The sequence below is a fragment of the Marivivens marinus genome, assembly GCF_035969385.1.
Lineage (GTDB): Bacteria > Pseudomonadota > Alphaproteobacteria > Rhodobacterales > Rhodobacteraceae > SELP01.
In genome coordinates this window covers 15590-38135 of the sequence record NZ_JAYKKJ010000001.1, presented here as the reverse complement: position 1 = coordinate 38135, position 22546 = coordinate 15590, and the positions used below count along the sequence as shown (strand labels likewise).

The window sequence follows — 22546 nt, the reverse complement described above, 5'->3', positions numbered from 1 at the left end:
GGCCTGCGACAGAGGTCCGTCAGACGCTCTCGGTGTCCTCGCCGTCGTAGAACGGGGTCATCTGTGCAACGATAACCGCGTTTTCATCCATCGCCCGCTGCATCAGGTCCCGTTCCTCGTCCGGCACCTCGTGCCCTTCGGCAAGGCGTTCTTCCAGCGTGCCGTATCCGGTCACGTCCAGCGGGGCGAGGTCCGCCTGCTTCAGGATCGCAACTGTTTCCCGCACGGCCTCTGCCTCGTCCACACCGGAGGCATAGCAGATCAGCGCGGCGCCGGTGCTGCCATCTGGCAGCCCGTCGCCGTCCTTGCGGCCCACGTCGACCAGCAGGGTATAGACTTGCTGGCGTTTTGGGGTCTTGGTTTTCGGTGTCTCAGTCACGTAGCAGCTCGTTGATGCCGGTCTTGGACCGAGTCTTTTCGTCCACCCGCTTCACAATCACGGCACAGTACAAGTTGATCCCGTTCTTCGACGGCATCGACCCGGCCACGACCACCGAATAGGGGGGGACCTCGCCGTACATGACCTCGCCAGTCTCACGGTCAACGATCTTGGTCGATTTGCCGATGAAGACACCCATGCCAAGAACCGAGCCCTCGCGCACGATGCAGCCTTCGACGACTTCGGACCGGGCGCCAATGAAACAGTTGTCTTCGATAATGGTCGGGCCGGCCTGCATCGGTTCCAGCACGCCGCCGATGCCCACGCCGCCCGACAGGTGCACGTTCTTGCCGATCTGGGCGCAGCTGCCGACGGTGGCCCAGGTGTCAACCATGGTGCCCGAATCAACATATGCGCCAAGATTCACGAAGGACGGCATCAGAACCACACCCGGCGCGATATAGGCGGACCGGCGCACGATGCAGTTCGGAACCGCGCGGAACCCGGCGGACTGGAATTCTTCATCGCCCCAGCCCGCGAACTTGCTGTCGACCTTGTCCCACCAGCCGGCACCCTGCGGGCCACCGGACTGGAATTCCATGTCCTTGATCCGGAAGCCAAGCAGAACAGCTTTCTTGGCCCACTGGTTCACATGCCAGTTGCCGTCTTCCTGCTTCTCGGCGACGCGGAGGCTGCCGCTATCCAGCGCGTTCAGCGTATCTTCGATCGCGTCCCGGGTCTCGCCCTTGGTGGCGGGGGTGATCTGGTCGCGGGTTTCCCACGCGGCTTCGATGGCGGATTCGAGTTGGGCGTTGGACATGGGGCCATTCCTTCCGGTCAATCTGACGTTGCGTTGCCCTATAACGGCAGGTCGTGGCTGGCACAATGCGACCTGTCACCTTCAGCGAGCGGCGAAGCGCGTTTCCTGTTGTGGCGATTGGACCGGAGCCATAGATATCAGGCCCAGTCCATGCAAAGGTCAGCCCGTGCAGCACAGCCCGAGCGACAGAGAGATACAGCATACACGCACCGGCACGCCCCCTGCGCCGGTGTTCCTTAGGCTATGGCGGGGTCTGGGTCGGGCGCTGCCCGGTGTGTTTCTGTCCGCGGCCTACCTAGTCCATGCCCGGCAAGGGTCGGCAAAGGAGCGCCGTCCGGAACGGGCTGGCCGCGCCACGATAGCACGCCCCAAGGGGCCGCTGGTCTGGATACATGGCGCCAGCCTGGGCGAGGTCAGCCAGTTGCGTCTACTGGTTCCCGCTCTGCAAAAAGATCTGGGTGTGTCGGTGTTGATCACAACAATGACCCAAACCGGGGCGGATTGGGTGGCAGCGCAGTTGCCGGATGCGCTCCATCAGTTTCAGCCTTCAGACACTGCCGCGCACTGGAACCGGTTTCTGGATCATTGGCGCCCGACAGTCGGTTTGGTGATCGAAAACGACCTTTGGCCAACCATGCTGTCGGCCACCGCCAATCACGGTATTCCCGTGATGATGCTGAATGCCCGACTGTCGCGCAGCTTTGACCGTTATCCGGGGGTCTATCGGCACCTTCTTGGGTTTATCTGTTCGATCCATTGTCGAAACGATGCTGTTGCTGCCCAGTTCGACCGGCTCGGATACGACCGGGCGAACCTGCTGGTCGGGGGTGACCTGAAGGCTTTTGGCGGTGCCCTTCCCAAAAGACCGGCGGAAGCGGCGGAACTGAAGGTCATGATCGGGCATCGCACGACCTGGATTGCCGCCTCGACCCATGCGGATGACGAACCTGTCGTATTGTCTGCCGCGCGCGCGCTGAAGACCCAAGGCGGCCCACTGCTTGTCTGGGCCCCCCGTCACCCGCGCCGCGCGCCACAGATCATTGCGGCAGCGCAGGCCGCGGGCCTGACGGTCGCGCAAAGAAGTCAGCGAACGCCCATCGGCCCGTCGACGGATATTTACTTGGCCGATACAACGGGCGAGATGGGCACCATCCTTGCGCTGTCAGATATCGTTTTCCTTGGCGGTGGGTTCGGTACCGAAGGGGGGCACAACCCCTATGAACCCGCGGCAGAGGGTAAGGCGATACTATCCGGCCCCCGTGTCCGCCACTTTGCCGAAGCATTCGATGTCTTGGCGCAATCCGGCGCCGCGACCTTCGTCAACGATGCGCCCGGACTGACAAGAGCGGTGACAGAGCTTTCACAAGATCAACGGGCCAAAGACGCGGGCCGCGCCGCGAAACAGGTCATTGCGTCCATGCCCAATCCGATTGAAGCGATTGTCGGCATGATCCGCCCCTTTGTCCCGAAGGCCGAGGCGGAGCGATGACCAGAGCTGTTTTGCTGAACGATACTTCGGCCCGATACCACCACGGGTGCAGCCGGGTGTCCCGGTTGCTGAAGTCCGGCCTGACGGCGCGCGGGATCAACATCACGGCAACCGCGCTTGCCCATACCGATTGGACCCGGACCCCGGGCTTTGTCGACCGGCTCGGTCAGGCCGATCTGATCGTCATCAACGGCGAGGGGACGTTTCATAGCGGAAGTGACAAGGGACAGCGCCTTCTTGATGTCGTTGACCATCCCGCCGCGCGAGGCAAGCCGGTGGCGATCGTCAACACCATCTGGCAAGACAATCCGCCGGACTGGGCAGAGGTGATCAGACGCTGCGCCCTTGTTTCCGCACGGGACAGCGCCAGCCATGCGAACCTCGTGGCGGCTGGGGTTGGGCAGGCGATCCTTGTGCCCGACCTGTCCCTGTCTGAACGGGTGCAGGTGCCTGCGGGCTATCGGGCGGGGCTTGTGGTTGGTGACAGCGTTCGGCATTCGGTCCGCACCCACCTTGCGCGCTATGCCCAAAGTCAACAGGCGACCTATGTCCCGTCCAAGACGCTGTCTTCGGCAATATGGCGGCATTGGCCCGCCCATCAATTGTTGTGGCGCGTCTATAACGGGGTCTATTCAGGCAAGGTTCCGGCCTTCACGATGGCTCCGGACGAAGCGGCCTATCTGCACATTCTGTCGAATGCGGCAGGCCACGTCACGGGGCGGTTCCATGGGCTGTGCTACTCCCTGTTGGCAGAGCTGCCGTTTCTGGCTGTCGGTTCTGTCACGTCCAAGGTTCAGGTTCTGGTTGCCGATGCCGGGTTGAACCCTGCTCGGGTCGTCCCGGTAGAGGCGCTGTCGTCCTTGCCGGTCCCACCACCTTTCGACCAGACGGAGTTGACCAATCTCAGGGCGTACAAGGCCCTTGCGCAGGACCGGGCAGCGGACCTTTTCAACCGTATCGCGGGTCTTGTATGAACCGGCTGGCCTTCACCCTTGCCAAGTTGCGCAAAGACGATCGGGCGCTTGAACGCCTGTCAGATGACCTGTCCGCCCTGTCTGCGGAAACCGCCGACAAATCGGTCGCGGTCGTCGGCAACGCCCGATCTTTGGAGGCAACGGACCTTGGACCCATGATCGACGCGGCGGATATCGTGGTGCGGATCAATTCCGCGCCGATCCCGTCGGTCAAATCGCATGGGGCGCGAACCGATTGGCTGGCGATTTCGATCCCTGTGGATGCGGCAATCGTTACAGCCCGCGCCCCGTCAAGGCGGCTTTGGATGACACCAAAGCGCAAGCGCCTGCCCTATGGTTTCGTACAAAACGCCGGGTTCTATCTTTTTCCGCGGGCAGAGCATCAGCGCCTATCTTCGGCGATCGAAGGGCGGCCCACGACAGGGCTGATGGTGATCGATCTTTTGTCACGGCTGCCGACGAACAAGGTCGCCCTTTACGGATTCGATTTCTTTGCATCGCAGTCCTTGTCCGGCGCCCGCACGGGCGATCAGGTCCCGCATGATTTCAATGCCGAACGGGACTGGGTCGAAACCCTGATCGCCAGGGATCACCGGTTTTCCCTGATCGCTGCTGGCTGAACGCTGGCCATGCGGCGTGGCAGGCGGTAGGCATAACCAACCAAGACTTACGAGGACCGGGCCATGAATGAACACCGCCGTCACCCCTTTCGCCACAGCCATCAGGACCGCGAAGCCGCGACCCATATCCCCGATACCGCGCAAACCCGGTCGCCCGCCTATCGGCTTGCCTTTGCGGATGACGATTTCCTGTGCCGGGACGAGTTGCGCCCGGTTCGCTTGCAGCTGGAGCTGCTCAAGCCTGAGTTGATGATGAACGAGGCCGGGATCAATTCCACCATCGTGCTGTTCGGCGGCGCGCGCATTCCAGAGCCCGCAAAGAAGGACACGGCCCGGACCAAGACCCTTGCCGATCTGTCCGCCTACTACGAGGAAGCCCGGCGCTTTGCCCGTCTAGTCACTGAGAAGGGACAGGCGAACGGGGGCCTTGAAAACGTCATCGTCACCGGTGGCGGCCCGGGGGTGATGGAGGCCGGAAGTCGCGGCGCAGCAGAGGCCGGGGGGAAGTCGATCGGGCTGAACATCGTGTTGCCACACGAACAGGCCCCAAACGAATACGTCACCCCGGAGCTGTGCTTCAACTTCCACTATTTCGCGATCCGCAAGATGCATTTCCTGATGCGGGCCAAGGCGATCTGCGTCTTCCCCGGCGGGTTCGGGACATTGGACGAATTGTTCGAAAGCCTGACCCTGATCCAAACCGGCCGCATGGAACGTGTGCCGTTCCTACTGTTCGGACGCGCCTTCTGGGAAAAGATCGTCAACTGGGACGCGCTGGCCGACGCTGGCACGATTTCGGATGAAGACCTGAACCTGTTCCGCTTTGTCGAAACCGCCGAAGATGCGCTTGCTGTCATCGATTCATGGGAAGGCAAGGGCGAACGGAGGGGCGCGATTCCGGGACGCTGAGCCATGCAGAAGATCGTTGTCATGGGGGTGTCGGGATCGGGAAAATCCACCTTGGGGGCCGCGTTGGCCGATGCCTTGGGCGCTGCGTTCATAGACGCCGATGACCTACATCCGGCCGAAAACGTCGCCCATATGGCCGCCGGTCAGCCGCTGACCGATGCAATGCGCTGGCCCTGGCTTGATACCTGCGCGGCGGCAATGGCAGAGGGTGGCGACGTGGTTCTCGCCTGTTCCGCACTGCGAAAGGCCTATCGGGACAGGCTGCGGGACGGGGTTGCAGGGCTGACGCTGGTCTACATCGATGCCAAACCAGCACTGACGGCGCAGCGCATGGCGGGGCGGGCGGATCATTTCATGCCACCTTCCCTGTTGGACAGTCAGTTCGCGACCCTTGAACCGCCCACCGCCGAAGAGGCACCTATCTTGTGCGATCCCGCACTGCCGGTGGCCGAACAGGTTGCTGACATCACGGCGAAATTGCGCGACGTTTGACTAGGATCAGGGTTTGGACCGCTGATCCTGCTAGGGTGAGGCATGGACGAACCGCAGGACAAATCGAAAACCGCGTTCCGCGCCAAGGGTCTAACCAAAACCTATGGCGAGGGACACAGTGCCGTGCACGCGCTGCGCGGCGTCGATCTTGAGATCAAGTCGGGCGAGATCGTCGTGCTTCTGGGGCCGTCTGGCAGCGGCAAATCAACCCTTCTGAATATCCTTGGCGGGCTGGATCGGGCCACATCGGGCGAGGCCCACTTCGGTGACGACTGCCTGACCGAGATGACCGACCGGGCATTGACCGCCTATCGGCGCGACCATGTCGGGTTTGTCTTCCAGTTCTACAACCTCATGCCCAGCCTGACTGCACGCGAGAACGTCGAATTGGTGACCGAAATCGCGCGCCATCCAATGGAACCCGAGGCCGCGCTGTCCCTTGTGGGCCTGTCGGAACGGGTGGATCACTTCCCGGCGCAGCTGTCGGGCGGCGAACAGCAGCGAGTTGCCATCGCCCGCGCCGTCGCCAAGGAACCGGAGGTTCTGTTCTGCGATGAACCAACCGGCGCTTTGGACAGCACGACCGGCCGGGCCGTGCTGCGGGTGTTGCGGGATGTGAACGACAGGCTGGGCACCACGATCCTGATCGTGACCCACGCCGCCGCGACCGCGGCCATGGCTGACCGGGTGATTCATTTCGCCGACGGCGAGATACGTCAGGTGGTGAAGAACAAGACCCGCAAGGCTCCCGAGGAGATCGAGTGGTGACGCCGCTGCACGCGAAACTGACCCGCGACCTGTGGCGGATGAAGGGGCAGGCCATCGCCATCGGTCTTGTCATTGCCATCGGCGTGGCGATGCAGGTGATGATGACCGGGCTTGTTCTGTCCCTCACAGAAACCCGAAACGCCTATTACGACCGCTACCGGCTGGCCGATGTCTTTGCCCCGTTGGCCCGGGCCCCGGAGCGGGTCGCGGAAACGCTGGCGCGGATCGACGGGGTGGCGCAGGTGGAAACCCGGATCACCGGCATGGCGCTGGTCGATATTGCGGGGCGGGATCTGCCGGTATCGGCGCGGACCTTGTCCTTGCCCGAACACGGTGCGCCGCGCCTGAACGACATCCTGCTGACGGCAGGCCGGATGATCGACAGGTCGCGACCAGAAGAGATACTGCTGCTTGACGGATTTGCGGCGGCTAACGGGTTGCGGCCCGGCGACCGGATCCGGACCACCATGAATGGCGCCCGCCGCAGCCTGCTGATTGTCGGAACCGCGCAATCGCCGGAATTCCTCTATACGACCGCACCGGGCGAATTCGTGCCCGATGACGCCCGGTTCGGGGTGATCTGGATGAACCGTTCTGTCCTAGCGGCAGCCTATGATCTGGAAGGGGCCTTTAACGAGGCGCTGGTGTCCCTGACCCGCAACGCGCGGGAAGAGGCGGTGCTGGATGCGATCGACCGGGTTCTGTCGCCTTTTGGCGGGCCGGGCGCATATGGGTTGGCTGATCAGTTCTCGAACCGATTCGTGTCCGAGGAAATCGCCGGGCTGGAGGTGTCCTCGACCGGCGTCCCGCCGATCTTTCTCGCCGTTGCGGCCTTCCTTCTTTACATCGTGATCAGCCGCCTCGTGCAGTCAGAACGCGAAGAAATCGGCCTGATGAAGGCCTTCGGCTACCGCAATGGCGAGGTGGGCTGGCACTATATGCAGCTTGTGCTGACCATCGCGTTGGGCGGGGCGTTGCTCGGGTGCCTTTTGGGGATCGCGGCGGGGCGGGCGATGATCCCGGTCTATACAACCTACTACAAGTTTCCATTTCTCCTGTTCCGGCTCGAACCGGCTTCGTTTTTGACGGGGATCGCGACCAGTGTCTTTGTCGCCTCCATCGGCGGGTTGTTCGTACTTCGGCGCATCTTCCGGCTTGCCCCGGCCGAGGCGATGCGCCCGCCCACACCGCCCGACTACAGCCGGACAGGGCGGTTCGGGGCCGGGTTGTCGCAATGGCTGGACCAGCCCAGCCGGATGGTCCTGCGCCGGATCACGCGGCAACCGGGGCGGATGGCGGGGGCCGTCTTTGGAATCGCAGCGGGCATGGGGCTCAGCCTTGGGATGCTGACGATCTACGAAGGGTTCGATGTGGCGCTTGACCGGACGTTCAACGTGATCGACCGGTCCGACGCGACTGTGACATTCGCCTATCCGGCGTCAGACAAGACGATCCTTGAACTGGCCCGGATGGACGGGATCACCCTGGCCGAGCCGGTGCGGCAAGTGCCGGTCGTGTTCCGCAACGGGCGTTTGGACCATCAGGGCGCGATCACCGGTCTGGCGCCGGGGGCGCATCTGTTCCGGGCTTTGGACGCCAACGAACAGCCCATCGCCCTGCCAGAACGGGGGGTCGTCCTGTCGACCGCGCTGGCCTCGATCCTCGCGTTGGAACCGGGCGACCCGGTGACGGTCGAGGTGCGCGAGGGGAGCCAGCCGGTGCTGACCGTTCCTGTCACCGGGATTGCGGACAGCCTGATGGGGTCGCCCGCCTATATGGATCTGGCGGCGCTGAACCGATTGCTGGGCGAACCGGGGCGGGTCAGCGGGGCCTATCTTGCCGTTGATCCCGACCGTCAGGCCTCGGTTCATGCCGCGCTGAAGGACATGCCGGTGGTCGCCGGTGTCAGCCTGCGGACCGAGGCATTGGCCGCCTTCCAGACCATCATGGACAGTGGGGCCGGGTCGATCCGCTATGTCATGGGGTTCATGGCCTTCATCATCACATTCGGGATCGTCTACAATGCCGCCCGCGTGGCGCAGGCCGAACGGTCCCGCGATCTGGCCAGCCTGCGGGTGATCGGTTTCCATACCGGGGAAACGGCCTTTGTCCTGCTGGGGGAACTGGCCGTGGTCGTTCTGGCCGCGCTGCCCTTGGGCATCCTGATCGGGCGGTCCCTGTCGTCCGGCATCGCCGCCGGGTTTTCGACCGAACTTTACCAGATCCCCGTCATCTTTGCGCCGCAGGCGCAGGGCCTTGCCATCGCCGTGGTTGTCGCGGCGGCCCTGTTGTCCGGTTGGCTTGTGAAACGCGATATTGACCGGGCCGATATGATCGAAGCCCTCAAGACAAGGGAGTGACCGTGCCATGGCCCGTCGCCGTAAATTGTCCCGTAGTTTTCTGACCCTTCTGGCGGCGGTTGCCGTCGGCGGGGCGCTGACCGCCGCCTTCTGGCCGCAACCGACCCTGGTCGATATGGGACAGGTCGTGCGCGGCGATCTTCAGGTCACCATCGACGAAGAGGGGCGCACCCGTGTGCGCGAGGCCTATGTCGTGTCGACCCCGGTCGCGGGCCGCCTGCTGCGGGTGCAGGTGCATCCCGGCGATCAGGTGACCGGCGGTGAAACGGTCGTGGCCCAGATGCGGCCAACTAACCCTGCCGCGCTGGACGTGCGGACCCGCGAACAGGCGCATGCGGCCGTTCAGGCGGCAGAGGCGGCGCTGCGTGTGGCGCAGGCCGATCTGAACGCGGCCATCGCCGCAGATGATCTTGCAGAGTCCGATTTGCAGCGCACCCAAAGCCTGTTCGATAGCGAAATCGTCAGTCAGGCGGCGCTGGACCGGGCGCAAAGCGCCGCCCGCGCCGCCCGGGCCAGCCTTGATACCGCCCGCGCCGCAATTTCCATCCGCGAGGCGGAACTGAACAATGCCCGCGCCCAGCTTATCGGTTTCGACGACGTGTCGCTGGCCAATGCGATCGGCGGGGCGTCCGGCGACGAGATCCCGCTCTACGCCCCGATCACCGGTCGGATCTTGCGGATCGTGCAGGAAAGCGAAACCATCTTGCCCGCCGGTGCGCCGGTGATGGAGATCGGCAATATTGAAAATGACCTTGAGGTCGTCGTGGACCTGATTTCCTCGGACGCGGTGCAGGTCACTGTGGGCGATCTGGTCAGCCTGGAGGATTGGGGCGGACCCGTCGCGCTTGAGGGGCGGGTCGCCCGGATCGACCCGTTCGGAGTCACGAAATATTCTGCGCTGGGCGTGGAAGAACAGCGCGTCGGGGTCGTGGTCGACATGCTCAGCCCGCCCGAGGCGCGGCCCAGCCTTGGCCATGGCTACCGGCTGGAGGCGCGGATCATCATCTGGCAGGCGGATGATGTTCTGAAGGTTCCATCCAGCGCTTTGTTCCGGGAAAGCGACGGCTGGGCTCTCTTCCGGGTTGTCGACGGCATCGCGCGGCTGACCCCGGTCGAATTGGGACATAGCGACGGGATCCAAACCGAGGTGATGTCAGGGCTGTCCGAAGGCGATCCCGTGATCCTCTATCCATCTGCTGGATTGGCGGATGGGGCACAGGTCGCCCCAAGGGGCAACGGCTAACGGGGGCCTTACTTAGCCCCCTTCCAGCGACGGTGGCTCCACAGCCATTGTTCCGGATTTGCGCGGACGCGCGCTTCCAGACTGTCATTCAAGGCCTGGGTCATTTCTTCGGCGGTCCCTCGTTCGACCGGTGCCTCCAGAACCAGTTCGAATGAAAGTCCATCGGGTTGGCGGATCGAATAGAAGGGGACAATCGGCGCGTCGTATTTGATCGCGAGCTTCGCGGTCGAGGTCGCCGTCATGGCCGTCTTGCCAAAAAAATTCAGTGGTTCGCCTTGCCGCATGTGCTGGTCAATCAGGACGGCCAGTGCCCCGCCCCGTTTCAGAAAACGCACCATGTCTGCCATGCCTTCCCGGCCACGGGGAAACAGCGGGGCCCCGATCTGAAGGATCGAGGCGAGATAGGCGTCATTGAAATACCGGTTGTCCATTGGGCGATACAGCGCGCCGATCTCGAACCCGCGCGCGCCCAGTCCTGCGCGCACCACGTCGTAGTTCCCGAAATGTCCGGAGACGAGGATGACGGGCCGCCCAGCCGCCCTGCATTCTTCGAGGACCGCAAGACCCGGGCCGGTGACTGGTGCCTGTCGTGCGACCTCGGAAAAATCGCGCGGTGAAAAGAGCTCGGTTACGGTCCGGCCGACGAAATTGGGAACTTGCCGGACAAGGTCCTCCACCCGATCGCGCGGCAGGTCAGACCAGACAAGGGCAAGATTGGCGCGAATGCGCTTTCGGTGGCCCGCCACGGGCGCCAACAGATGCTGGAACAACCATCCGCCGACGGCCACGCGTTTTGGGTAGGGCAAGAGGCGCAAAAACCACAAGAGCGACAGGACGACCTTGGCTTGCAGCCAGTCACCCGGTCCACGGCCCTTGGTGTCGCCGGTCTTGTTTGGGGTGTCAGACATTCTCAATCCGGGCCATCTTTGCAGCCCGGGTTATCCTTTGAAATGGCAGGTGACGCAACTCTGCCGTGGCGTGTCGAGGGCGCCATTGCATTCCCGGCACCGATGGGGTCACTTCCTCCGGGCAGAACAGGAGAAGCGGCATGACCAAGCGGCAATGGGAATTCTGGATCGACCGGGGGGGCACCTTTACCGATGTCGTGGCCAAGCGCCCCGATGGGACATTGGAAACCCACAAGCTGTTGTCGGAAAACCCGGAACGCTATCGCGATGCGGCAGTTCAGGGCATCCGCGACCTGATGGGCACGGATGCGCCCGCGCCGGGGTCGATCCGCGCCGTGAAGATGGGGACGACCGTTGCTACCAACGCCCTTCTGGAGCGCAAGGGCGAACCCGTCCTTCTGTTGATCACCGAAGGGTTCCGCGACCTTCTGCAAATTGGCTACCAGAACCGTCCCCGCCTGTTCGATCTGCATATCAAACGGCCCGATCTTCTGTATTCCGATGTCGCCGAGGTGCGCGAGCGACTGGATGCCGAAGGGCAGGTTCTGACCCCGCTTGACGAAGGTGCCGCCCGTGTTGCCCTGCAGGCCGGATATGATGCGGGACTGCGCGCTGTGGCGATTGCCTTTCTGCACGCCTACCTCAACCCCGCACACGAAGACCGGGCGGCCCAAATCGCGGCCGAGGTCGGCTATACGCAGATCACCACATCTAACGCGGTTTCGCGGCTGGCCAAGCTGGTGGGTCGGGGCGACACGACCGTTGTCGATGCCTACCTGTCGCCGATCCTGCGCCGCTATGTCGATCAGGTCGCCGGGGCGCTGGATGTGGGGACAGTTTGCGAACGGCTCTTGTTCATGCAGTCTAACGGCGGGCTGACCGACGCGCGGCTGTTTCAGGGCAAGGATGCGATCCTCTCCGGCCCGGCGGGCGGGATCGTGGGCATGGTCAAGACGGCCGAGGCCGCGGGCTTTGACCGGCTGATCGGGTTCGACATGGGTGGCACCAGCACCGATGTCAGCCACTACGCCGGTACCTATGAGCGCAGTTTCGAAACCGAAGTGGCGGGCGTGAGGATGCGTGCGCCGATGATGGACATTCACACGGTCGCCGCCGGGGGCGGGTCGATCTGCAAGTTTGCCGAAGGCCGGTTTCAGGTTGGCCCGGAAAGCGCGGGTGCTGATCCCGGCCCCGCCTGCTATCGCCGGGGCGGGCCGCTGACCGTGACCGATTGCAACGTGATGCTGGGCAAGCTGAACCCCGATCATTTCCCGGCGGTCTTCGGGCAGAACGGCGATGAAAAGCTGGATCTGGAGGCCGTGCGCGCGGGCTTTGCCGCGCTAGCCCGTCAGGTGGCCGAGGAAACCGGAGACCCGGAGCGGACGCCCGAGGACATGGCCGAAGGCTTCCTGAGGATCGCCGTCGACAACATGGCCAACGCGATCAAGAAGATCAGCGTGCAGCGCGGCCATGACGTGACCGGCTATACCCTGCAATGCTTTGGCGGCGCGGGCGGGCAGCATGCCTGCCTTGTGGCCGACGCCTTGGGCATGCGCCGGGTGTTCATCCATCCCTTCGCCGGCGTCTTGTCTGCCTTTGGCATGGGCCTTGCCGAAATCCGCGCCCTGCGCGAGGTGCAGGTCGATGCGCCCCTGTCCGACCTGGACACCGCGTCCGATGCGCTGAACCGTATCTCTGCGGATGCGAGGCAGGAGGTCGCCTCGCAAGGCGTGACCGAGGTCCGGATCGAGGCGCAGGCCCATCTGCGCTATGACGGGTCGCACCAGCCGCTGCCGGTGCCCTTTGGCTCGGTCGCCGAGATGCAGGCGGCTTTCGAGGCCGCGCATGACGCGCGGTTCGGTTTTACGTCACCGGAACGGGCGATCCTGTTCGACATGATCAGCGCCGAGGCAATTGGCACCGCCGACAGCCTGCCGCCGATGGGCACGCCGCAAGGCGCGGCCCAGCCTGTCGCCCATGTGCCGGTGCACGGGGCAGGCGATGTGCCATTGTTCGATCGGCTGACCCTGCCCGAAGGTTGGACGGTGAAGGGCCCGGCCATCATCACGGAACCGACCGGAACCAATATGGTCGAACCCGGCTGGTCCGCCCGGATCGACGAAGCGGGCAACCTGATCCTTGACCGGACAGACGCCGCCCGCCACGCCCCGGCAGCGGGGACCGAGGCGGACCCGGTCCTGCTTGAGGTCATGTCGAACCTGTTCATGTCGGTGGCAGACCAGATGGGCGCGACGCTTGCGCTGACGTCCTGGTCGGTGAACATCAAGGAGCGGTTCGATTTCTCCTGCGCGATCTTCGATGCCAACGGCGATCTGGTGGCCAACGCGCCCCATGTGCCGGTGCACCTTGGGTCGATGTCGGACAGCATCAAAACGGTCATGCGCCTGAACCCAGATGTGCAGGACGGCGACGCCTTCATGCTCAACAGCCCCTACAATGGCGGCACCCACCTTCCGGATGTCACGGTGGTGACACCTGTGTTCGTTGATGGGCGCGCGACTTTCTGGATGGGGTCGCGCGGGCACCATGCCGATTTTGGCGGACGCACCCCCGGCAGCGCCCCGCCCGACAGCAGCCACATCGACGAGGAAGGCGTGCTGATCGACAACGTGCAGCTTGTGCGGGGCGGCCGGTTGTTGGAGGAGGAAGCGCGGGCGGTGCTGTCCTCTGGCCGCTACCCCTGCCGCAATCCCGATCAGAACATGGCCGACCTCAAGGCGCAGGTGGCGGCGAACGAAACCGGCAAGCGCGAGCTTTTGAAGGTTTGTGCCGCCTATGGGGCGGATGTGGTCAGCGCCTATATGGGGCATGTTCAGGACAACGCCGAAGAAAGCGTGCGCCGGGTCATCGACCGGCTGTCCGATGGGCAGTTCACCTATCCGATGGACATCGGCCAGCAGATCGAGGTTCGAGTGACCGTGGACCGCGCGCGCCGGGCGGCGGTGGTCGATTTCACCGGCACCAGCGCCCAGCACAGCGGCAACTACAACGCCCCCTTCGCTGTGTGCCGGGCTGTCGTCCTTTATGTCTTCCGGACCTTGGTGGGGGCCGAAATCCCCCTGAACGAAGGTTGCCTGAAGCCACTGGATATCATCGTGCCGGAAGGGTCGATGCTGAATCCGCGTTATCCTGCGGCGGTTATTGCGGGGAATACCGAGGTGAGCCAGGCAGCCTGCAACGCGCTATACGGTGCGCTGGGTGTGATCGCAGGCAGTCAGGGGACGATGAACAATTTCATCTGGGGCAACGACGATTTCCAGAACTACGAAACCATCGCCGGGGGAACCGGGGCTGGCCCGGGCTTTCCGGGCTGTGACGCGGTTCAAAGCCATATGACCAACACCCGCATGACCGATCCGGAAATCCTTGAAAAGCGGTTCCCGGTCCGGCTGGAGGCTTTTGGCATACGTCCCAATTCTGGCGGGGCGGGGACATGGCCGGGGGGCAACGGCGTGTCACGGCGGATGCGCTTCCTGACGCCGGTGACGGTCACGACGCTGACCTCGCACCGGATTGTTCCGCCGTTCGGCGGCGCGGGTGGGGCGCAGGGGGCGGTCGGTGTAAACTGGGCCGAAATGCCGGACGGAAGCCGCAAGGACATGGCCGGGAACGACGAGATCGACCTGCCCGCCGGCGCGGCCTTCGTGATGGAAACGCCCGGCGGCGGCGGCTGGGGCCGCTAGCGCAGCCCCGGCCCCGGCCGGATCGTCCCGGTTTCGATCCCTCGCCAGTTGCGGATCGGCGCGTTCAGATATTTGCGGGCCGCCGGATGGTTGGGGTCCAGCACGCCCAACCGAGCAAGGATCGCTGTGATCGCCAGTTCGCTGCCGCGCTTCGCGCCGTCCTCGACCTTCAGCGCAACGCCAAGTTTCAGCCCCGGCAGAATGGCGACGTAGTAGCCTTCGGCCCCGCCCTTGATCGCCGCCTGTCCCTTGCAGGCGCGCATCAGATCGGTGCAGGCCTTGTCGTTGCCGGAAACCAGTTCCGGATGGGTCATCATCGCCTCGCGCAGCCGGACCATGGCCGCGTCGCGGTGCCCTGCCGCCGCACCCGCCGCCGCGAATTTCGCCATGCCCGCGGCCATTGCACGGACCGAAGTGGCGAAATTCGGGGCGGAACAACCGTCCACGGCCCAACGGGGGCTTTCCATCCCGGTCACCTCTTCAAAAGCGGATCGGACGGCGGCCTGAACCGGGTGGTCGATGTCGACATACTCCGGCCCCGCGCCCAGATGTTTTGCGAGGGTCAGGAACCCGGAATGCTTACCCGAACAGTTGTTGTGATACTGGCAGGGGCTCTGGTCGGTCTTGATCAGGGCGGTGCTGGCCTCAGGATCCGAGGGCATCTGCGGGCCGCACCGGAAGGCGGCGTCGGTCAGGCCCAGTTCCGCGATCCAAGCGCGGACCCGATCCGTATGGTAGGCGGCCCCGATATGCGAGGCGCAACTGAGCGCCAGACGGTCCGACGTCAGGCCAAACCTGTCCGCCGCGCCACTTTCGACAAGGGGCAATGCCTGTATCATCTTCGACGACGAACGGGGATAAGCGACCGCGTCAGGATCTCCCCAGCTTTCCATCAATTCGCCGGTCGCATTACAGATCGCCGCATGTCCCCGGTGAACACATTCAACGATGTCGCCGCGCCAAACCTCGGCCAGTATTTCGGAACCAGACATCAACCCTTCCATCCACTCGACGTCTACCCAAACACGCGATTTCCCGCGCAATCCAAGGGGCACCCGCCCCTTTGGGGCTTTCACAAACCGGCAATTTCTTGCTATTGCTAGTGCTATCGAGTTGAAAGGCTGCTCGCCACAGGAAATGGTGCCACAAGAATGCACCGCAGGCGCAGGAGCAAGAGGCAAGGACAGCTTGGAGGCTGTAGGCATGTTTTCACGAATTTCGCGCATGATTTGCGTGTCCGCTGCATTGGTCAGCGGTGGGGCCGCGTTGGCGCAGGAATCCGACAACCGGGTCGCGGCCAATACGGACTGGAGCGTATTTGAAGAGGCCGATCCCCGCGAATGCTGGGCGGTCTCGGCCCCGAAGGAAACCGTCAACACGCGGGATGGCAATGTCGTCGCCGTGCGGCGGGGCGAGATCCTTTTGATGGTCTTCTATCGCCCGGGCGAAAGCGTCGACGGACAGCTTGCCTTTACCGGTGGATACCCCTTCGCGGGCGGGTCGACCGTTTCAGTCGATATCGGGGGCACCCAGTACCAGCTGTTCACCGAAGGCGAATGGGCCTGGCCCGCCTCGCCCGAAGATGACCAGCGGATCGTTGACGCCATGAAGCGCGGCGCCGATGCGACCTTTGTCGCGCGCTCCAGCCGGGGTACGGTCACGACCGACAAATTTTCGCTCCTCGGCTTTACTGCTGCCGTGGAAGAAGCCGGGCGTCGCTGCAACAGCTGATCGCCGGGCGCAAGGCCGGCATGACACTGCGGGCGGCGGAATCCTTTGGCTTTCGCCGCCTTTTCCTATATGTGGCCCATCTGCCCAGACTAAGGACATTTGACCCATGACCGCCAGCGCCCCCATCACGCAGGACCTTGTCACCATTCCGCGCAAACTGCCGGAGGGGCCGGTCAACATCGTCGGACTGACCCGCGACAAGCTGCGCGAGGCGCTGATCGAGATCGGCACGCCTGAAAAGCAGGCCAAGATGCGGGTCAACCAGATCTGGCAGTGGATCTATCATTGGGGCGTGCGTGATTTCGCCACGATGACCAACCTTGCCAAGGACTACCGCGCCAAACTGGCCGAGAATTTCGTGATCGACCTGCCCGAACTGGTCACCCGTCAAGTCAGCGCGGATGGCACCCGCAAGTATCTGGTGCGCATCGCGGGCGGGCACGAGGTCGAGGTGGTCTATATCCCCGAAGAAGATCGCGGCACGCTGTGCATCTCGTCTCAGGTCGGCTGCACGCTGACCTGTTCGTTCTGCCACACCGGCACCCAGAAACTGGTGCGCAACCTGACCGCCGGAGAGATTATCGGGCAGGTCATGCTGGCCCGCGACGATCTTGGCGAATGGCCCGAGCCCGGTGTCGGCACCGGCGACAACGGCCCGCGCCTTCTGTCGAACATCGTGCTGATGGGCATGGGTGAACCGCTTTATAACTTCGACAACGTGCGCGATGCGATGAAGATCGCGATGGATGGCGAAGGGATCGCCCTGTCGCGCCGCCGTATCACCCTGTCCACGTCCGGCGTCGTGCCGGAAATCGCCAAGACCGCGCAGGAAATCGGCTGCCAGCTGGCGGTATCCTTCCATGCCACGACGGACGAGGTGCGCAACATCCTCGTCCCGATCAACAAGCGCTGGAAAATCGAAGAATTGCTGAACGCCCTGCGCGAATACCCCAAGGCGTCGAATTCCGAACGGATCACCTTTGAATACGTGATGTTGGACGGGATCAACGACAGCGATGACGACGCGCGGCGGTTGGTCAAGCTGATCAAGGGTATCCCGGCTAAAATCAACCTGATCCCCTTCAACGAATGGCCCGGCGCGCCTTATCAGCGGTCGCCGTGGGACCGGATCGAAGCCTTTGCCGACATCATCTACAAGGCCGGGTACGCCAGCCCGATCCGCACCCCGCGCGGAGAGGACATCATGGCGGCCTGCGGACAGCTGAAGTCGGCGACCGAACGCGCCCGCAAATCCCGCAAGGAGATCGAGGCCGAGGCCGGGCTTTAAGCCTTCAGGAAACCGGAAATGGCGATCGCCAGTTTCGAGGATCCCGCCGCTTCGACAATCTTTTGCCGGTCTTTCTTGTCGAGTGCCGTGACATGGGTGCGGGCACCGGTGAACGCGCTGTAGATCTCCGACGTTCTGGCAGTCGGGTCGTTCTTGATGCTGTTCCAGACCGCCTCGGGGGTACCGGATTTGCCATCCAACGCCAGTTCCAGCCGCCGAAAAGCCACCGCGGCTGCAAAGACAGCCTGCGACACGCCGGCCCAAAGCCCGGTTCCCGCGATGGGATAGCAATGGTTGGGTGTTTCCTGATTGGCGGGTGAGCTGTTGTCGACCCGATAGGTCCGCCCGCTTCCCAACGAATAGTCGCCGAACATCGCCCGTCCGGTCAGCTTCTTTTCCAGCAACCCGCCAAGGGCCATGAGGTCCTGTTCGATTGCGCCGTCGGTTACGGCATTCCCCAGAATGCTGTTCATCGGTTTGGCCTGGGCCTGGTCCAGATTGCGCCATGCGTGCCGTTGAAGGCTCATATCAAGGTTGAAGGTGACACGCTGCGCCTCCGGACCGATGGAGACGGTCAGGCGCATTGCGTTTGGCGATCTGACAACGGTTACCGGCATGGCAGTGCCTTTCCTCTGGAATATGGAACATCCCCAAGAACCGCGTTTTCGCGCCATTGTCTGTGAGACGGGACACAATCGGGCGCGTTAACCAAGATGAAAGCCTGCCAAGGCGATCCTTTCCCCATGAAAGCAATTCGAATCACCACATTCCTCGCCCCCGATGTAGAGGCCGCCCTGCGGGACACCGCCGCCGAAGATGGTATGACCGTCGCCGAATTCCTGGATGAGGCGATCGGCAAGGAGGTCCGGCGCCGCATGGCCCGGCGCAAGGCGCTTTATCGAAACCGCCTGTCCGCCCGGCTTGAGCCGCTGGAACCCTCGGCCTTTCTGGATTGGCAACAGAAGTAGGTTCGCAGACGGCGGCCCGTTCAGGATCGGGAAGGCAATCCAAGGCCGTCTACCTTGGGCCAGCACTGTCGTCATATTCAGGGAAGGGATGGTAGCGGAGGAGGGACTTGAACCCCCGACACGCGGATTATGATTCCGCTGCTCTAACCAACTGAGCTACTCCGCCAGACGCGGTGCAAGTAAGCCGCACCGCCGGGGAGGTCAAGAGAAAAACCGCACCTGCCTGACCGCTTTCTGCGCCCATTCGATCGATGCCGCTTTTCCCCGCCGCCTGCTGGGGGTAGCACTTGACCAAACTGCGTTTGGGTGGCGGCGATGGACCTTCTTGAACAGCTTGGCAACGTGATCGGACCGGCCAATGTCCTGACGGGCGATGACCGTGGGCCGTGGCTTTCGGATTGGACCTTGGCCTACCCAAGCGACCCTATCGCGGTGCTGCGTCCAGCGAACACGGCCGAGGTTTCCGACATCCTGAGGATCGCAAATGACACGGGGACCCCGGTGGTCCCCGCCGCGGGCCGAACCGGCCTTGTCGGCGGGCTGAAGGCCAACGGCGCGCTGGTCCTGTCCGTAGATCGTATGAACAAGATCCGCGAAGTCCGGCCCGACGGTCGGGTCGCCATCGTCGAAGCGGGCGTGATCCTGTCGTCGCTGCATGACGCGGCAGAGGCCGAGGGGTTGATCTTTCCCCTGACCTTCGGCGCGCGCGGGTCGGCGATGATCGGCGGGGTTCTGGGCACCAATGCGGGCGGGTCCAATGTTCTGCGCTACGGCAATACCCGCGACCTGTGTCTGGGGCTCGAGGTGGTTCTGGCCGACGGTCGGGTGATGAACCTGATGAGCGAGCTGCACAAGGACAACAGCGGTTTCAACCTGCGCCATCTGATGATCGGGTCCGAAGGGACGCTGGGCGTGATCACCGCCGCCGTGCTGAAGTTGCGGCCCAAGCCCCGCGCCTATGCCACCGCCATGGTCGCACTGCCCTCCCTTGCCGATGCCCTGGGCCTGCTCAACCGGGTTCAGGATGAGACCGGCGGTGCAGTCGAGGCGTTTGAATACATGCCGCGCGGCTACATCGACCGCCATCTGGAGGTAATCGAAGGGGCAAAACCCCCATTTGAACAACGCCATGATGTCAACATCCTGATCGAGGTCGGCGCGACCGCGCCCCGTGATGCGACCGCAGGTGACGACGGGCAGATTCCGGTCGTGGCCCATCTGGAAACGGTTCTTGCCGAGATGCTGGAAGACGGGACCCTGCTGGATGCCGTCATTGCCCAGAACGAGGCGCAGCGTCGCGACATGTGGGCCCGCCGCGAGGCCGCCGCAGAGATCGCCCATGGCTGGATGCCCTTTGTCGACACCGATATCGCCCTGCCGCTGGATAAGGTCGCCACGTTCTTCGATATGGTCCGCCCCAGGATCGAAGCGATCAAACCCGGCTGCGCCGATTTGGCGGTTGCCCATCTGGGCGATGGGAACATCCATTATTCCATGTATCCCGAAGACGACGACAAAGGACTTCAGGATCGGCTTATGGAGGCCGTCGAAGACGTGGTTGAAATGCTTGGCGGGTCCTTTTCGGCCGAACACGGGATCGGCTTGTCCAAACTGTCGTCGATGCGCCGCCGCAAGGATCCTGTCGCGCTTGACGTGATGCGGACGATCAAAGCGGCGCTTGATCCCAAGGGCATCCTGAACCCCGGCAAGGTCCTGCCGGAATGACCCACCATCTGCGCCAGTATTTCGCGAACCCGGTTCTGCGCATGGTGTTCTGGGCCACGGTCCTGTCCGGGGCGATGGCCGCGCCGATTGGCACCTATCAGTCGCTGATCGCCATCGAGCGGCTGGGCGTGGCGGATGGCCAATTCGCCGTGATCCTGATTCTTGGGCTATTCGTGGGGACGGTCGCCTCGCTTTGGATCGGGGTCGTCACCGACCAGCGCCCGTGGCGGCGCAAGGCGGGGCTTGCGGTGGCGGGCGGTCTGGCGCTTGGCAACATCCTGATGTGGCTGGCCCCTTCTGCCCCGATGTTTCTGGCGGTCCACGGGTTCCTGATGCCGCTGATGGTGACGCTTTTTGGACAGTTGTTCGCGGTGGCCCGGCTTGCCGCCGGAAACCTTCCTGCCGCTGACAGGGACGCGGCAGTGGCCAATGTCCGCGCCTTCTTCGCTGTGCCTTTTATCTTCGTTCTGCCGATCTGGGGGTGGCTGGTCGGGGCGGGGGCTTCCCTTCTGGCGGTCTATGGCGCGGGCAGCGTGCTGGCCCTGATCATGGTGGCGGTGATCTATCGGGGCTGGCCCGACGACTCGAACGCCCCTTGGGAAGACCGGAAATCGGGCCTGACCCTGCGGGGATCACTGGCCGAGATCGCCGACCCGGCGGTTATCATCCGGGTCGCGCTGATCGGGCTGATCCATGTCGGCGCCTCTGCGTCGGGCATCGTGCTGGGCCTGATTTTTGCCCGTGCGGATGGGCAGGGGGCGGGCGATGTGGCCCTGTTCTTCGGGGCCTTTGTCGCCATCGAATTCACCGTGATGATGATGATCGGAAGCCTGCGCGCCCGCTGGCGGCGCCTGCATATCATTACCGTTGGGGTGATCCTTTATGCGATCTATCTGGTCGGCCTGCCTCTGCTGGCCGGGTCGCCGCTGGTCTGGCTGCTGATCCTGCCCGCCGGGGCCGGGGGCGCCATGATCTATGCACTGGCGGTCGGGTATTTGCAGGATCTGCTGGGCACGCGGGCCGGGGCCGGATCGTCCCTGATTGCCCTGCAGCGTGCGGTGGCCGAAGGCACGGGGGCGGCGATCTTTGCCTTCGGAACATGGGTCTATGGATATGCGATCGTGCCGTGGATCGCGGCGACGATTTCAATCCTAGCCATGATGGCGATCATCCGGCTGGACCGGTTCCGCCCGAACTAAAAGAAGTCGGGCCCGGCAAGGGCCAGCAGCTTTCGGGCCATGTCCTCGGCCAATGCAACGGCATCCTCGACAGCACAGTCTTGGTCGTCAGACAGCACCTCGGATCCGTCCACACGCAGGATTTCGCCCCGTAGGCGCAACGTTCCGCTGTCCAGCGTTGCCAGCCCGCCGATGGGGGTCTGGCACGACCCGTCGAGCCGGGCAAGAAACGCCCGTTCAGCAGACAGGCGCAGGCCGGTTGGGGTGTCGTGGATCGCCTCCAGCATCTCGGCGGCGCGGCTATCGGCGCTGCGCCGTTCGATGCCAATTGCCCCCTGCGCCACAGCGGGCAGCATGTCGTCCTCGCTGATCGGGGTTGCGGGCACATCCGCCATCCCCAACCGGTTCAGCCCGGCCATCGCGAGGAAGGTCGCGGTTGCCACACCATCGTCCAGCTTTTTCAGCCGGGTCTGCACATTGCCCCGAAACTCCACCACGTTCAAATCGGGCCGCCGCGCCAGAAGCTGTGCCCGCCGCCGCAGCGACGAGGTGCCGACGGTCGCGCCTTGGGGCAGATCGGCAAGCCCGGCCACGGTGGGCGAAACGAAAGCGTCGCGCACGTCTTCGCGCGGCAGGTAGCAGTTCAGCAGCAGCCCGTTGGGCTGATCCACCGGCATGTCCTTCATCGAATGCACGGCAATGTCGATCGACCCGTCCAGAAGCGCATCCTCGATCTCTCGGGTGAACAGCCCCTTGTTGCCGATGGCCTTCAGTGGCGTGTCGCTCGCGATCAGCGACCGGTCATCGCCGCGCACCTTGATCACCACGACTTCGAACGCCTCGGTCGGCAATGAAAACGCCGTCGACAGCCGGTCGCGGGTTTCATGCGCCTGGGCAAGGGCCAGCGGGGAACCACGGGTTCCGATCCGGAAGGGCGAGGCGGGAGAGGGCAATTCCAATGTCATATGCGCTTTCTAGCCGCGCCCATTG

Annotated in this window: 20 protein-coding genes and 1 tRNA gene; 14 read left to right on the top strand and 7 right to left on the bottom strand. The window is 63.7% G+C overall.

Annotation, left to right across the window (positions count from 1 at the left end):
- Positions 1–19 precede the first annotated feature (19 nt).
- Positions 20–379 (bottom strand): hypothetical protein, encoded by a 360-nt coding sequence (locus U3648_RS00175; RefSeq protein ID WP_420857241.1) that lies wholly within the window; start codon positions 377–379, stop codon positions 20–22.
- Positions 372–1199: a 2,3,4,5-tetrahydropyridine-2,6-dicarboxylate N-succinyltransferase gene (dapD, locus tag U3648_RS00170; RefSeq protein WP_420857240.1), complete on the bottom strand. Its 828-nt coding sequence runs from the start codon at positions 1197–1199 to the stop codon at positions 372–374. Before dapD ends, U3648_RS00175 begins: the two co-directional genes overlap by 8 nt.
- A 166-nt stretch (positions 1200–1365) precedes the next feature.
- Between dapD and U3648_RS00165 the strand changes: the two genes are divergently transcribed.
- The 8 genes from U3648_RS00165 (at position 1366) to U3648_RS00130 (ending at position 10054) form a co-directional block, all read left to right on the top strand.
- On the top strand, positions 1366–2688 hold the full coding sequence (locus U3648_RS00165; RefSeq protein ID WP_420857239.1) for a 3-deoxy-D-manno-octulosonic acid transferase: 1323 nt from the start codon (positions 1366–1368) through the stop codon (positions 2686–2688).
- On the top strand, positions 2685–3662 hold the full coding sequence (locus U3648_RS00160) for a polysaccharide pyruvyl transferase family protein (protein ID WP_420857238.1): 978 nt from the start codon (positions 2685–2687) through the stop codon (positions 3660–3662). Before U3648_RS00165 ends, U3648_RS00160 begins: the two co-directional genes overlap by 4 nt.
- On the top strand, positions 3659–4282 hold the full coding sequence (locus U3648_RS00155; protein ID WP_420857237.1) for a glycosyltransferase family 29 protein: 624 nt from the start codon (positions 3659–3661) through the stop codon (positions 4280–4282). Before U3648_RS00160 ends, U3648_RS00155 begins: the two co-directional genes overlap by 4 nt.
- 63 nt (positions 4283–4345) lie before the next feature.
- Positions 4346–5191 carry an LOG family protein gene (locus U3648_RS00150; protein WP_420857236.1) on the top strand — a complete coding sequence of 282 codons (846 nt, stop codon included), beginning with the start codon at positions 4346–4348 and terminating at the stop codon, positions 5189–5191.
- A 3-nt stretch (positions 5192–5194) separates the two neighbouring features.
- Positions 5195–5683 (top strand): gluconokinase, encoded by a 489-nt coding sequence (locus tag U3648_RS00145; protein WP_420857235.1) that lies wholly within the window; start codon positions 5195–5197, stop codon positions 5681–5683.
- Between the two features lie 42 nt (positions 5684–5725).
- Positions 5726–6451, top strand: coding sequence for an ABC transporter ATP-binding protein (locus tag U3648_RS00140; protein WP_420857234.1), 726 nt, complete (start codon positions 5726–5728; stop codon positions 6449–6451).
- Positions 6448–8811 (top strand): ABC transporter permease, encoded by a 2364-nt coding sequence (locus U3648_RS00135; protein WP_420857233.1) that lies wholly within the window; start codon positions 6448–6450, stop codon positions 8809–8811. The genes U3648_RS00140 and U3648_RS00135 overlap by 4 nt, the downstream gene beginning before the upstream one ends.
- A gap of 7 nt (positions 8812–8818) precedes the next feature.
- Positions 8819–10054 (top strand): efflux RND transporter periplasmic adaptor subunit, encoded by a 1236-nt coding sequence (locus tag U3648_RS00130; RefSeq protein WP_420857232.1) that lies wholly within the window; start codon positions 8819–8821, stop codon positions 10052–10054.
- 8 nt (positions 10055–10062) lie between these two features.
- Here U3648_RS00130 and U3648_RS00125 read toward each other — a convergent pair whose 3' ends face one another.
- Complete coding sequence (locus U3648_RS00125) at positions 10063–10962, bottom strand: lysophospholipid acyltransferase family protein (protein WP_420857231.1); 900 nt, start codon at positions 10960–10962, stop codon at positions 10063–10065.
- Between the two features lie 140 nt (positions 10963–11102).
- On the opposite strand from U3648_RS00125, the gene U3648_RS00120 reads away from it, so the two are divergent.
- Positions 11103–14666 (top strand): hydantoinase B/oxoprolinase family protein, encoded by a 3564-nt coding sequence (locus U3648_RS00120; protein WP_420857230.1) that lies wholly within the window; start codon positions 11103–11105, stop codon positions 14664–14666.
- Here the strand turns inward: U3648_RS00120 and U3648_RS00115 are convergent.
- Positions 14663–15658 (bottom strand): asparaginase, encoded by a 996-nt coding sequence (locus U3648_RS00115; RefSeq protein WP_420857229.1) that lies wholly within the window; start codon positions 15656–15658, stop codon positions 14663–14665. The two genes, U3648_RS00120 and U3648_RS00115, sit on opposite strands and share 4 nt — an antisense overlap.
- Before the next feature lie 211 nt (positions 15659–15869).
- Here U3648_RS00115 and U3648_RS00110 point away from each other — a divergent pair, with 211 nt between their 5' ends.
- Positions 15870–16397: an invasion associated locus B family protein gene (locus U3648_RS00110; RefSeq protein WP_420857228.1), complete on the top strand. Its 528-nt coding sequence runs from the start codon at positions 15870–15872 to the stop codon at positions 16395–16397.
- Between the two features lie 106 nt (positions 16398–16503).
- Positions 16504–17685 carry a dual-specificity RNA methyltransferase RlmN gene (rlmN, locus tag U3648_RS00105; RefSeq protein WP_420857227.1) on the top strand — a complete coding sequence of 394 codons (1182 nt, stop codon included), beginning with the start codon at positions 16504–16506 and terminating at the stop codon, positions 17683–17685.
- On the opposite strand, the gene U3648_RS00100 is transcribed toward rlmN, so the two are convergent.
- The gene (locus tag U3648_RS00100; RefSeq protein WP_420857226.1) at positions 17682–18269 is read right to left on the bottom strand and encodes a hypothetical protein; all 588 of its coding nucleotides are present in this window, start codon (positions 18267–18269) and stop codon (positions 17682–17684) included. The two genes, rlmN and U3648_RS00100, sit on opposite strands and share 4 nt — an antisense overlap.
- Before the next feature lie 159 nt (positions 18270–18428).
- Here U3648_RS00100 and U3648_RS00095 point away from each other — a divergent pair, with 159 nt between their 5' ends.
- Positions 18429–18653, top strand: coding sequence for a hypothetical protein (locus U3648_RS00095; RefSeq protein WP_420857225.1), 225 nt, complete (start codon positions 18429–18431; stop codon positions 18651–18653).
- An 89-nt stretch (positions 18654–18742) separates the two neighbouring features.
- Here U3648_RS00095 and U3648_RS00090 read toward each other — a convergent pair.
- Positions 18743–18819 (bottom strand) — tRNA-Met (locus tag U3648_RS00090).
- Positions 18820–18968: 149 nt separating this feature from the next.
- On the opposite strand from U3648_RS00090, the gene U3648_RS00085 reads away from it, so the two are divergent.
- Both U3648_RS00085 and U3648_RS00080 read left to right on the top strand, forming a co-directional pair.
- Entirely contained in the window at positions 18969–20378 is a 1410-nt protein-coding gene (locus U3648_RS00085; protein WP_420857224.1) for an FAD-binding oxidoreductase, read from the top strand.
- Positions 20375–21577 (top strand): MFS transporter, encoded by a 1203-nt coding sequence (locus tag U3648_RS00080; RefSeq protein ID WP_420857223.1) that lies wholly within the window; start codon positions 20375–20377, stop codon positions 21575–21577. The genes U3648_RS00085 and U3648_RS00080 overlap by 4 nt, the downstream gene beginning before the upstream one ends.
- Here the strand turns inward: U3648_RS00080 and hemC are convergent.
- The gene (hemC, locus tag U3648_RS00075) at positions 21574–22521 is read right to left on the bottom strand and encodes a hydroxymethylbilane synthase (RefSeq protein WP_420857222.1); all 948 of its coding nucleotides are present in this window, start codon (positions 22519–22521) and stop codon (positions 21574–21576) included. The genes U3648_RS00080 and hemC overlap by 4 nt on opposite strands.
- Between the last annotated feature and the right edge of the window lie 25 nt (positions 22522–22546).